The organism is Delftia sp. WSY_12 (assembly GCF_043104645.1).
GTDB classification, from domain to species: Bacteria; Pseudomonadota; Gammaproteobacteria; order Burkholderiales; family Burkholderiaceae_C; genus Comamonas; species Comamonas tsuruhatensis.
Map to the genome: position 1 here is coordinate 148,664 of NZ_JBICKW010000015.1, position 11,802 is coordinate 160,465.

Here is an 11,802-nt window from a genome sequence, read left to right on the forward strand (position 1 = left end):
CAAAAAGATCCGGCTACTTTATGCCATCCATGATTTGCAAAACACTGGAGGCCTGTTCACCCCCTCAGAAAGAAAACCGCATGAAGATCCTTCTCATCGGTGCCTCCGGCACCATCGGCCGCGCCGTACACGCCCTGCTGGCCCCGCGCCATGACATCGTCACAGTGGGCCGCAACAGCGGCGATCTGCGCGCCGACTTCACCCAGCCCGAGACGCTGCAGAAAATGTTCGAAGCCGCCGGTCAGGTGGACGCCATCGTCAGCACGGCCGGAAAGCTGCACTTCGGCCCGCTGTCCGAGATGACGGCCGAGCAATTCAACTCCGGCCTGCAGGACAAGCTGCTGGGCCAGGTGCGGCTCGCCCTGCTGGGCCAGCGCTGGCTGCGCGACGGCGGCTCCATCACGCTGACCAGCGGCGTCGCCGCCACCGAGCCCATCCGCCACGGCGCCAATGCATCGACAGTGAATGCCGCCCTCCACGGCTTCGTCACCGGCGCTGCGGTCGAACTGCAGCGCGGCCTGCGCATCAATGCCGTGAGCCCCACCCTGCTGACCGAATCGGCCCAGGCCTATGGCTCGGTCTTCCCCGGCTTCGAGACCGTGCCCGCCGCGCGCGTGGCCCTGGCCTACCAGCGCAGCGTGGAAGGCGCCCAGACCGGCAGGGTCTTCGAGGTGCTCTGACCTCCTCTTGCGGCGGGCTCTCGGCAAAGTCCTTGCGTGCCCGCCCAAAAGGGCCGCGTGCTACGCTGCGCGCCACCATGTTCAACCCCACCCAAGCCGATGTGCGGCGCTTTTTCTGCGGCGTGCGCACCAAGATGCTGAACGGCGCGCCAATGGAGGCCATAGAGACACTGGCCAGCCTCTGGATTGCCGAGCATCCCGAGTATTTCGATGACCTCGCCGACGTGGACGCCGCCCTGCTGCGCGACTACGACGCCACGCCCGGCGTGACCAATCCGTTTTTGCATCTGTCCATGCATCTGTCCATCAGCGAGCAGTGCAGCATCGACCAGCCGCGCGGCATACGCCAGGCCGTGGAGCTGCTCAGCCGCCGCCTGGACTCGCTGCACGACGCCCACCACGCCACCATGGAATGCCTGGGGCAGATGCTCTGGGAAAGCCAGCGTTCGGGCCGCCCGCCCGATGGCGAAGCCTATATCGCCGCAGTCCAGCGCCGCGCCACGAGTGACGGCGCCAAGGCCACGGGCGGCGCATAGCGCCTCTGTGCATCACCCTCAAGACAAAGCCCGCGATTGCGGGCTTTTGCTATGGGGTATGGGGCTGCGCGCGATTCACTGCGATTTGTGGCCCAGGCGGAAATGGGGCTGCGGCAGGGTCTGCAGCTCGCCATCGAGGCTGCCGATGTAGTTGGCCAGCGCCTTGAGTTCGCTGTTGGTGAACTGCTTGGCAATGCCGGCCATCACGCCGTTGCTGCGGCCGATATGGGGGTTGCCTTCGGTCTTGTAGGACTTGAGGGCGGAGTACAGATAGTCCGCGTACTGGCCGGCCACCTTGGGGTAGCTGGGATCGATGGGTTTGGAAAAGCCCTGGCCGTGGCAGGATACGCAGGCGCCCTTTTGCAGCAGCGCGGCGACCTGGGTGCTGGGCTCGCGGACCTTGGCGTCGGCGGCCTTGGCCACGCCATGCTCGGCGTAGTAGGCCGCCACGTCGGCCATGTCCTGCTCGGTCAGCGGATCGGCAATGCCGCGCATGGTGGGATGCTTGCGTTCGCCCTTCTGGTAGGCCTGCAGCGCGGCCACGATGTAGGGTGCGCCCTGGCCGGAAATCTTGGGGACCTTGTACACCTCGGGGAAGCTGGCCTGGTAGCCCTGGATGCCATGGCAGCCAATGCACATGGCGATCTTCCCCTCCCCTGCCTTTGCGTCACCTTTGCTTTGCTGGGCCTGTGCCACAGAGGTCACAGATGCGACAGCCAGCGCCAATACCGTGGTCAAAGTTTTTATCATTTTGCGCGCACAATCCTTCAAGAGTTCTGACGGATGCCTACTGCTGAGCGGGTAGCGCGAACGATTATGGCAGTCACCGTCAAGCGTCCCCATCAATACTTACGCTGATACCGCCCATGAAATTTCAAGGTTCCGAGAACTACGTCGCCACCCAGGATTTGATGCTCGCGGTGAATGCCGCAGCCACCTTGCAGCGCCCGCTGCTGGTCAAGGGAGAGCCCGGCACGGGCAAGACCATGCTGGCCGAGGAAGTGGCCGCCGCGCTGGACATGCCGCTGCTGCAGTGGCACATCAAGTCCACCACCAAGGCCCAGCAGGGGCTGTATGAATACGACGCCGTCAGCCGCCTGCGCGACTCGCAACTGTCCGACATCGACGGCGGCGAGCGCGTCAAGGACATCCACAACTACATCATCAAGGGCGTGCTGTGGCAGGCCTTCACGGCAGACCGGCCCGTGGCCCTGCTGATCGACGAGATCGACAAGGCCGACATCGAATTCCCGAACGACCTGCTGCGCGAGATCGACCGCATGGAGTTCTACTGCTACGAGACGCGCGAGATGATCCGCGCCAAGCACCGGCCGCTGGTGTTCATCACCTCCAACAACGAAAAGGAGCTGCCCGACGCCTTCCTGCGCCGCTGCTTCTTCCACTACATCAAGTTCCCCGACGCCGACACCATGCGCCAGATTGTGGCCGTGCACTTCCCCAAGCTGCAGGGCGAGCTGCTGACCGCCGCGATGAAGGTGTTCTACGACGTGCGCAATCTGCCCGGCCTCAAGAAGAAGCCCTCCACCAGCGAGTTGATCGACTGGCTCAAGCTGCTGGTGGCCGAGGACATTCCCGTGGAGTCGCTGCAGACCGCCGAGGGCAAGGTCGCCGTGCCGCCGCTGGTGGGCGCACTGCTCAAGAACGAGCAGGATGTGAGCCTGTTCGAGAAGCTGGTCTTCATGAACCAGCGCAACCGCTGAGGCCTGCGCCCATGCCCCATCCAGAACACACCAACGACACGGGCGTGCCGGCCCTCACCGGCCAGGTGACGACCATTCCCGTGGCCGGCGCGGTGGCGCACCAGGGCTTTGTGCGACCCGTGGTCATGCGCTTCAACGGCGTGCGGCTGGAGCCCCTGGCCCTCGCCCATGAAGCCGGGCTGCGCGAGGCCGTGCAGGACGGCCAGCTGTGGCGCATCCGCGTGACCTCGGCGCCCGAGCCCGGGGATGTGCGTGCCTATATCGAAGCCGCGCTGGAGCAGCGCAGCCAGGGCAAGCGCTTCGCCTTTGCCGTGCTGGACGACGACAGCGGCAAGGTGCTGGGCACCAGCAGCTACCACGACATCCTGCCCGAGGTGCGCCGCGTGGAGATCGGCTACACCTGGTACGCGCGCAGCGTGCAGCGCACCCATGTCAACACCTCGGCCAAGCTCATGCTCATGGGCCATGCGTTCGACACGCTGTCCTGCCATGTGGTGGGCTGGCGCACGGACTGCTTCAACTTTGCCAGCCAGCGCGCCATCGAGCGCTTGGGGGCCAAGAAGGACGGCGTGATCCGCGGCCACGCGCTGCGCCGCGATGGCACCATCCGCGACACCGTGATGTACAGCCTGCGCAGCGGCGAATGGCCCGAGTCGCGCGCCCAGCTGCTGGACCAGCTGCAGCGCCATTCGGACGGCAGCACCGCCGTGGCGCGCACATGAGGGCGCGTACGCCAGGCCCCCGGGAGATGCGATGCTGATCGACTTCTTCTACACCATGCGCGCGGCCAAGCTGCCCGTCTCGGTCAAGGAGTTCCTGACCCTGCTGGAGGCGCTGCAGGCCGGCGTGGTCGGCCCCAGGAGCGAGGACGCCTGGAGCCTGGACGACTTCTACCACCTGGGCCGCACCGTGCTGGTCAAGGACGAGAAGCACTACGACAAGTACGACCGCGCCTTCGCCGCCTACTTCAAGGGCGTGGAGATGGTGGCCGACCTCACGCGCGAGATTCCCCAGGACTGGCTGAAGAAGCTGCTGGAGCGCGAACTCTCGCCCGAGCAGAAGGCCGCCATCGAAGCCATGGGCTGGGACGAGCTGATGGACACGCTCAAGAAGCGCCTGGAGGAGCAAAAGGAGCGCCACGAAGGCGGCAACAAGTGGATAGGTACGGGCGGCACCAGCCCCTTCGGCCACGGCGGCTACAACCCGGCCGGCGTGCGCATCGGCGGGCCGGGCCGCAACAAGAGCGCCGTCAAGGTCTGGGAGCAGCGTGCCTACCGCGACTACGACGACACGCAGGAGCTGGGCACGCGCAACATCAAGGTGGCGCTGCGCCGGCTGCGCAAGTTCGCACGCGAAGGCAGCGACCTGGAGCTGGACCTGCCCGACACCATCCGCAGCACGGCCGCCAACGCGGGCTACCTGGACATCAAGATGATCCCGGAGCGCCACAACAACGTGAAGGTGCTGCTGCTCATGGACGTGGGCGGCACCATGGACGAGCACGTGCAGCGCGTGGAGGAGCTGTTCTCCGCCGTCAAGAGCGAGTTCAAGCACCTGGAGTTCTACTACTTCCACAACTGCGTCTACGACTTCATGTGGAAGAACAACCGCCGCCGCTTCGCCGAGAAGTTTCCGACCTGGGACATCATCCGCAAGTACAACAAGGACTACAAGCTGATCTTCGTGGGCGACGCCACCATGAGCCCCTACGAGATCCTGCAGCCCGGCGGCAGCGTGGAGTACATGAACGAGGAGCCCGGCGCCGAATGGCTGCAGCGCCTGACGCATGCCTTCCCGCGCTTTGCCTGGATCAACCCCGAGCCGCCCGGCGTCTGGCAGTACCGCCAGAGCATCAGCATCATCCAGCAGCTCACGGGCAACCGCATGTACCCTTTGACACTCAAAGGTCTGGAAGACGCCATGCGCCTGCTGTCAAAATAGGCCGATGCCCAAGCTCCCCCCCGCGACAGCGCCGGCCCGAGGGCCGGCGTTTTTGTTTCTGTTGAGTGCAGCCCTGATGCTCGGCGGCTGCAGCCTCCTGCCGTCCAAGAATGATGACAAGGACACGGACCCGTCGCTGATTGCAGCGACCGGCGACCCGGCCTTCTCCCTTGTCGTCGATGCGCCCAAGGAAGTGCGCGAGCTGCTGGAAAAGCACCTCGAACTGCGCCGCTACCGCTACCAGAGCGACCTGCAGCGGCGCGAGCTGACGCGGCTGCTGGGCGCCACCGACGCCAACGTGCGCGACCTGATCGGCACGTTGGGCTACTTCAGCCCCACGGTCACGGTGGAGATCAAGGAAACGCCCGAATCCGAAGAGGCCCCGCTGCAGGTCACCGTCAAGGTGGACCCGGGCGAGCCCGCCACCATTGCGCGCAGCCAGGTGCGCTTTGCGGGCGTCAATGCCGATGATCCCGACGGCGCCTCCCAGCGCGCCACCATCGAAGAGGACTGGCCGCTGCAGCCCGGCCAGCGCTTCAGCCAGGCCAACTGGAGCCAGGCCAAGAGCCAGGGACTGCGCACGCTGCAGTCGCGCCGCTACCCGCTGGCGCGCATCGACTCCAGCCTGGCCGACATCGACGCCGACACGCATGAGGCCGATGTCAGCGTGGCCTATGCGCCCGGCCCGGCCTACACCTTCGGCCCGCTGCGCATCGAAGGCGCACAGCGCTACGACCCCGTGGGCACGGCCCGCATCGCACGCCTGCCCGAGGGCGAGGAATACGACCAGACCGCCCTGGTCGATGCCCAGCTGCGCCTGGCCAGCAGCGGCTACTACGACTCCGTCTTCCTCACGCTGGCCAACGTGCCCCAGCAGGGAGAAAGCGCCGCCGAGGATGAGGAGGCCCTCAAGCGCAAGGGCGCCCAGGTCACCACGCCCGTCATCGCCCAGGTGCGCGAGGCCCAGATGCAGAAATGGGTCTTCGGCGTGGGCATGAGCACCGACACCGGCCCGCGCCTGAGCGTGGACCATATCCACAACCGCCTGCCCTGGCTGGGCTGGCGTGCTGTCACGCGCATGCGCTTCGACCGCAAGAACCCGCTGATCTCCACGCAGTGGACCGCCCTGCCCGACGAAACCCTGTGGCGCTGGTTCACCACGGCCAAGGCCGAGCGCGCGCCCTCGGGCGACTTCGATGTCAACAGCCTGCAGCTGCGCGCCGGCCGCACCAAGTCCGAAGACCACATCGACCGCAACTACTACCTGCAGTACGACTACGCCAAGACCCAGGGCGAGGGCGCGCCCCCGTCCAGCTCGTCGGTCACGGCCAACTACGGCTGGACGGGCCGCTACTTCGACAGCACGCTGGCGCCCTCCTCGGGCTTCGGCTTTGCCTGGGAAGTCGGCGCGGGCACCACGCTCACGCCCCAGCGCACGCCGTTCGGCCGCGTCTCGGGCCGCTGGCTCAGCCTGATTCCCATCGGCGAGGTCGATCCCGAGACCAAGCGCCGCAGCCGCCTGGCGCTGCGCGCCTCCGGCGGTGCCTTGCTGGCCCGCAAGGATGCCGACCTGCCCGTCACCCAGCTGTTCATCACCGGCGGCGACAACACCGTGCGCGGCTACGGGTACCAGAGCATCGGTGCGCGCACCGACAGCGGCAAGGTCATCGGCGGGCGCTACATGGCCGTGGGCAGCATCGAGTGGCAGCGGCCCATCGTCATCAAGGGCAACACACAGGACTGGGAGCACGCCGTCTTCCTGGACGCCGGCACCGTGGGCGATGCGCCCGACTCCATGTACATGCGCGTGGGCGTGGGCACCGGCCTGCGCTGGCGCAGCCCCGTGGGCCCCGTGCAGGCCGACATCGCCTGGGGCGCCCAGGAAAAGCAGCTGCGCCTGCACCTGCGCCTGGGCTTCAACTTCTGACCATGGTGGATTCCCGCTTGAATACCCCTGCCTCCTCCGCCGCGCCAGACCAAAGCCCCCAGGCGTCCCCTCCGTCGCCTGCGCCCCGCCGCCGCTGGCTGCACTACCTGCTCTGGTTCTTCCTGGTCCTGGTCCTGCTGCTGGCCGCCCTGCTGGGTTCCGCCTGGTGGTGGAGCGGCCGTGCCGATTCGCTGGCCTACACCCTGCAGCGCGTGGCCGGCTGGCTGCCCGCAGGCCAGAGCCTGCAGGCCAAGGAAGTCACCGGCACCGTGCGCCAGGGCGGGCGCATCGGCTGGCTGCAATGGCAAAGCCCCACCATGAAGGTGGAGCTGCGCGACGCCACCATCGGCTGGCAATTGCGTCCCCTGCTGTCGCGCACCGTGCGCCTGGGCGAAGTCCGCATCGCCGAGCTGAACATTGCCAGCACGCCCGACCCCGAGGACAAGAAACCCGTCGAACCGCTGCAGCAGCTCGTGCTGCCCGTGAAGATCGACGTGCCCTTCCATGTGGAACGCATCGTCTGGCAAGGCCCGCCCCAGGCCGAGGTACTGGGCCTGCAAGGCCACTACGTCTACGACGGCAGCGAGCACCAGCTGGACGTGCGCGACCTGCAATGGGCCGATGGCAGCTACCAGGCCAGGCTGCGCCTGCAGGCCCGCGCGCCCATGGCCATCCAGGCCGAGCTGCAGGGCGACCTGCAGGCGCCTGCCCTGGCTTCGGACGACGAGGCCTCCGCAGCCAAGGCCCCCAAACCTGCACCGCTGGCCGTGCAGGCCAAGGCACGGATCGACGGCACCCTGGCTACCGCCGCTGCGCAACTGGGCATCAAGCTCCAGGTTGATGCCAAGCCCGGGACGGTGTCCGAGGAAGCATCTACCCCTCCCGCCGTACAGAAATCCGCCAAGGCCGATGGCAAGAACGGCAAGGCCAGGGAGCGCAAGGAAGCCGCCCCTGTGTCCGAACCCATGCATGCGGACATCGAGGCCAGCATCCGGCCCTGGCAGCCCCAGCCGCTGCAGACCGCGCGCGCCCAGCTCAGCCAGATCGACATCGCCGCCTTCTGGCCCCAGGGACCGCGCACCCGCATCAGCGGCGAATTGCAGGCCGGGCCGGATGGCAAGGCAGCTGATACAGCCCAGGCACCCGCCACGGAACAGCCATCGGACCAGGCACCAGGCTCGGCCATCGCCACCACCGCCTGGCAGCTGACGACACGTCTGAACAACGCCATGCCCGGCCCCTGGGACCGCCAGCGCCTGCCGCTGGACCAGATCGAGGCCGCAGTGCGCTATGACGGCCAGCAGTGGCTGCTGGAGCAGGCGCAGATCGCCATCGGCTCGGGCAGCATCGACGCCCAGGGCCGCTTCGAGCCCGGCACCAAGGTCTTCGAAGGCCAGGCCAAGGTCCAGCGCCTGGACCCCGCCGCGCTCTACAGCCTCCTGGAAGCAGCGCCGCTGCAGGGCGAGCTGCACGCCAGCACCACGGCCGAGCAGCAGGTGGACTTCAGCGTGGACATCCAGGCCGCAGCAGCGCCCGCAGGCGCCAAGCGCCAGCCCCTGCGCATAGAAAAACTCGCCACCAAAGGCCGCTGGGCCCAGCCCGTGCTGTCGCTGGAGAACCTGCAGCTTGATGCGCTGCAGGCGTCGGTGCGCAGCCGCAGCCTGCAGTTCGACACCGAACAGCAAAAGCTGCAGACCGTGCTGAAGGCCGAGCTGCCCGGCGCCGAACTCTCGCTGGACGGCCACATCAGCCCTGCCGCAGGCCAGGGCAGCAGCCAGCTCAAGCTGTCGTCACTCACCGCCCTCACACAGTGGCTGCGCAAGCTGCCCGGCATGAAGGACCCGCTGGCCGGCGCCCTGATCGAAGGCCAGGCCCAGCTGGACGCCAGCTGGCGCGGCGGATGGGGCGCACTGCAAAAGCGCATGAAGGCCGCCGTGGGCGACCCCCTGCCCGCCAGCGGCCTGCAGCTGCAGGCCGACCTGCAGGCCGCCAAGCTGCGCTACCTGCCCGCCAACACGCCGCCCGAGCAGGCGCTGGAGCTGCCCGAGCTGCGCCTGGCCCTCAAGGGCTCGCCCGAGCAGGCCAGCCTCACCCTGGCCGGCCAGGCGAAGCGCGGCACGCAGACCGCGCAGATCGACACGGCCCTGCAGGCAGGCCTTGCCACGGCGCGCGGTGCCGCGCCCCTGGACTGGCAGGCCAGCATCGACAAGCTGCAGGCCCGGCTGAGTCCGGGCCAGGACCTGCCCGGCCCATGGCAGCTGCAACTGGCAGGCAACCAGCCCGTACGGATCGCCCAGCGCACCGCGGGCCGCACCGTGCTGTCCACCGCCTTCACGGCATCGGCCGGCAGCCTGCAGGTCACGCCGCCCACCCTGCCCCAGCGCCGCACCAATGCCCAAGCGCCCCAGCCCGTGCTGCTGGCCTGGGATGACACCCGCGCCACCCAGGGCAGCGACGGCCGCTGGGCCCTGCGCAGCACCGGCCGCGCCCAGGCATTGCCGCTGGCCTGGGTCGATGCCCTGTCCATGGCCGAGGAGCCCCCGCTGGCCGCCATGGGCCTGAGCGGCGACCTGAGCTTCAACGCCCGCTGGGACATCGACACGACGGGACCCGCGCTCAAGGCCGAACTGCTGGTCGAGCGTGCAGCCGGCGACCTGCGCCTGGCCGTGGAAGACGGCTCGGGCACCACCGTCATCCACACCACGGGGCCGCGCTCCAGCAAGCCCGGCGAAGTGCGCACCCGTACCGTGCGCGGCGCCGGCATGCGCGCCCACATCAAGCAGGCCCGCCTGAGCGTGCGCGCCCAGGGCGACGACGTGCAGGCCAAGCTCGACTGGGACAGCGAACGCGCCGGCACCCTGACCGCGCAGTTGGGCACGCGCCTGGCCCAGCAGGACGGCACCTGGACCTGGCCCGAGAAGGCCCCTCTGTCCGGCCAGATAGACGCCCGCATGCCCGACATCGGCATCTGGGCGCTGTTCGCCCCGCCCGGCTGGCGCGTCACCGGATCGCTGCAGGCCAAGGCCGAGATCAGCGGCGACCGCCAGAACCCGCAGTGGCAGGGCAATCTCTCGGCCGACGGCCTGAGCATCCTGTCCGCGCTGGACGGCATCGACCTGCAAAACGGCGTGCTGCGCGCGCGCCTGCAAGGCAACCGCCTGGACCTGACCGAGCTGCGCATGCAGGGCGGGCGCGGCAGCAATGCGCGCATCCTGGGCTACAGCGGCAACCTCACCACGGCGCCGCGCGAAGGCGGCGAACTCACGGGCTCGGGCTTCGTGCGCTGGGACCCGCCCAATGCCGATGGCAGCAACTCCGGCCTGAGCATGGACCTGCGCGCCCAGGCCACCAGGCTGCAGGTGCTGGTGCGCGCGGACCGCCAGGTCAGCATCTCCGGCGGCCTGCAGGCCAGGCTGGAGCAAGGCCAGTTCACGCTGCGCGGCGACCTCACCACCGACCGCGCCACCATCATCCTGCCCGAGGAATCCGCGCCCTCGCTGGACTCTGACGTGGTCGTGCACTCGGCCGCCTCGCGCAAGGCCGAGCAGGAAGCGGCGCGCAAGCAGCAGCAGGCCGACCGCAAGGCCCAGGCCCGCGCCGAAACCATCAAGCTGCCCGACATCCTCGTCAAGCTCGACCTGGGCCGCGACTTCGCGCTGCAGGGCTACGGCATCACCACCCGCCTGGAAGGCGCGCTGGAAGTGCAGGGCCCCACCGTGGCGGGCGGCCCGCCGCGCATTACCGGCGAGATCCGCACCGTGCAGGGCCGCTACCGCGCCTGGGGCCAGTCGCTGGACGTGGAGACCGGCCTCATCCGCTTCAACGGCCCCTACGCCAACCCCTCGCTGGACATCCTGGCGCTGCGCCCGAACATCGCCGTGCGCGCAGGCGTGCAGGTGCAGGGCACGGCCAACGCCCCGCGCGTGCGCCTGTACTCCGACCCCGAAATGCCCGATGCCGAAAAGCTCTCCTGGGTGGTCATGGGCCGCGACCCCGCCACGGGCGGCGCCGAAAGCGCCCTGCTCCAGCAGGCCGCGCTGTCCCTGCTCAGCGGCGGGCGCAACAACAGCGGCAAGATCGCCAGCAACCTGGGCCTGGACGAGATCGGCTTCAAGGGCCCGGGCGGCGAGGGCTCCACCGGCGCGGCCCTCACCCTGGGCAAGCGCCTGTCCAGCGACCTCTATGTCACCTACGAGCAAAGCCTCTCGGGCGCCATGGGCACGCTGTACATCTTCTACGACCTCTCGCGCCGCCTCACCCTGCGCGGCCAGACCGGGGAAACCAGCGCGCTGGACCTGATCTACACCGTGCGCAAGGACTGACGCCCCCCCTGCGCAGCCGCCCTGCCGGCGCTGCGCGGGGCGGGCCTGCCATGGGTTTACAATCGCCGTTTGCTCCTCTCCGTAGTTCAATGGATAGAACGGGCGCCTCCTAAGCGCCAGATACAGGTTCGATTCCTGTCGGAGGGACCATCAGATGGTTTTTGCATTAATCATTTGCGCGCACTGTAAATGGTCTGGTGACATACCGGGGACATGAACAGTGCAGAAACGACAAGAGCCCCTCGACACCGGATAGGGTGTTGAGGGGCTTTTTTGCATCGCACACCGTCATAGATCGCGATTCGCCCCGCTCCCGTTCGGGGCGATCGTCCAGAGCCAGTCTATGTACGGAACCGATAGCACAGGCTGACGAGCTGCTGCAGCCTCGGCGCACCCATCAAGCACGCGGACTGAGTCGCTTGCGGTTTGGCATGAATTGGATGGAGCCTTTGCCCGACTGCCGCAGCATGGAGACTCAATGGCCGCAGGACCCTGCACCTGCAGCAAAAACACAACAACTGGGGGGGACTCTCTCCTACCCCAGCACCCCCTGATGACGCGCCTGGTAACGCGATCTGCTCAGACTTGCTCAGATTCAGAATGTTTCTTTTTGTTCTAATTTGTAGCAAAAGTCTCACTATGAGACCAAGGCCCAAACCTCCGGTCTAAGCAGGT

At 67.8% G+C, this 11,802-nt stretch carries 8 protein-coding genes and 1 tRNA gene; 8 read left to right on the top strand and 1 reads right to left on the bottom strand.

The window, feature by feature from the left end; genetic code table 11:
• Nucleotides 1–80 precede the first annotated feature (80 nt).
• Together ACF8LI_RS09175 and ACF8LI_RS09180 are read left to right on the top strand one after the other, a co-directional pair.
• Nucleotides 81–680, top strand: coding sequence for a short chain dehydrogenase (locus ACF8LI_RS09175; RefSeq protein WP_034399968.1), 600 nt, complete (start codon nt 81–83; stop codon nt 678–680).
• 77 nt (nt 681–757) lie between these two features.
• Nucleotides 758–1,216, top strand: a complete 459-nt coding sequence (locus ACF8LI_RS09180) for a DUF1841 family protein (RefSeq protein ID WP_012203591.1) — start codon at nt 758–760, stop codon at nt 1,214–1,216.
• Nucleotides 1,217–1,291: 75 nt separating this feature from the next.
• Here the strand turns inward: ACF8LI_RS09180 and ACF8LI_RS09185 are convergent, their stop codons facing one another.
• Nucleotides 1,292–1,966 (bottom strand): cytochrome c, encoded by a 675-nt coding sequence (locus ACF8LI_RS09185; protein WP_016450129.1) that lies wholly within the window; start codon nt 1,964–1,966, stop codon nt 1,292–1,294.
• A 116-nt stretch (nt 1,967–2,082) separates the two neighbouring features.
• Here ACF8LI_RS09185 and ACF8LI_RS09190 point away from each other — a divergent pair, with 116 nt between their 5' ends.
• The 6 genes from ACF8LI_RS09190 (at nt 2,083) to ACF8LI_RS09215 (ending at nt 11,277) form a co-directional block, all read left to right on the top strand.
• The gene (locus tag ACF8LI_RS09190) at nt 2,083–2,937 is read left to right on the top strand and encodes a MoxR family ATPase (RefSeq protein ID WP_012203589.1); all 855 of its coding nucleotides are present in this window, start codon (nt 2,083–2,085) and stop codon (nt 2,935–2,937) included.
• An 11-nt stretch (nt 2,938–2,948) separates the two neighbouring features.
• Nucleotides 2,949–3,659, top strand: coding sequence for a GNAT family N-acetyltransferase (locus tag ACF8LI_RS09195; RefSeq protein WP_012203588.1), 711 nt, complete (start codon nt 2,949–2,951; stop codon nt 3,657–3,659).
• A 31-nt stretch (nt 3,660–3,690) separates the two neighbouring features.
• Complete coding sequence (locus tag ACF8LI_RS09200) at nt 3,691–4,878, top strand: VWA domain-containing protein (protein ID WP_016453729.1); 1,188 nt, start codon at nt 3,691–3,693, stop codon at nt 4,876–4,878.
• Nucleotides 4,879–4,882: 4 nt separating this feature from the next.
• On the top strand, nt 4,883–6,805 hold the full coding sequence (locus ACF8LI_RS09205) for an autotransporter assembly complex family protein (RefSeq protein ID WP_170962082.1): 1,923 nt from the start codon (nt 4,883–4,885) through the stop codon (nt 6,803–6,805).
• 2 nt (nt 6,806–6,807) lie between these two features.
• Nucleotides 6,808–11,127 (top strand): translocation/assembly module TamB domain-containing protein, encoded by a 4,320-nt coding sequence (locus tag ACF8LI_RS09210; RefSeq protein ID WP_392412422.1) that lies wholly within the window; start codon nt 6,808–6,810, stop codon nt 11,125–11,127.
• Nucleotides 11,128–11,202: 75 nt separating this feature from the next.
• Nucleotides 11,203–11,277: transfer RNA gene (locus ACF8LI_RS09215), tRNA-Arg, on the top strand.
• The last annotated feature ends 525 nt before the right edge of the window (nt 11,278–11,802 follow it).